Below are 615 nucleotides of genomic sequence, written 5' to 3' on the forward strand. Positions count from 1 at the left end.
TTCCGCATTGTCTGTCGCCGTCAGCCGAGCCGCCGGCGGCCGGCAGCGAGACCGCGCGCATGGGCGTGATGACGCCACTCGAACCCGGGCAGACTCACGAGCGCACCGCGGCGGGCGTTGGCATTGCCTGCGGTTTCTTCGAATTCGCGTCGGCGCTCGACGGGCTGCTGGTCGGGCTGTTGCCGGAAAGGATCATTGCGCGCCACGACCACCCGTCGATGGAAAAGGCACGCACGATCTTCCGCCTGATCCGGGACGAAGCGTTGGGCGGCGCCGATACAGTGTCGCCGGTTCTCGCCCGGCTCACCGGTCTGCTTTTTGTGTACGCGTTGCGCGCACATGATCGCGACGAGGATGCGGTGCCAAGCTTCTGGCGACTGTTGCGGCACCCCGCGTTCGCGCAACTGGCCGGCGCCATCGTCGAGACTCCCGAGAAGTGCTGGACGACGCAGACGATGGCCGCCTTCGTCCATATGTCCCGTTCGCGATTTTGCCGGCTGTTCGGCGAGCTTGCCGGTCAGCCGCCTGCACAGTTCGTCGCCCTCGTCAGGATGAAACTGGCCGCCACCATGCTTGCGCATGGCGCATCGACCGCGAAAGTGATCGAGCAGGTTG

At 66.0% G+C, this 615-nt stretch carries 1 protein-coding gene; it reads left to right on the top strand.

Annotated features, from left to right (window positions below):
* Nucleotides 1-615 (top strand): cupin domain-containing protein (locus VSR82_RS39945; protein WP_498858922.1); only part of this gene is annotated, 615 nt, incomplete at both ends.

The sequence above is a fragment of the Burkholderia sp. JPY481 genome, assembly GCF_038900515.1.
GTDB lineage: Bacteria > Pseudomonadota > Gammaproteobacteria > Burkholderiales > Burkholderiaceae > Paraburkholderia > Paraburkholderia youngii.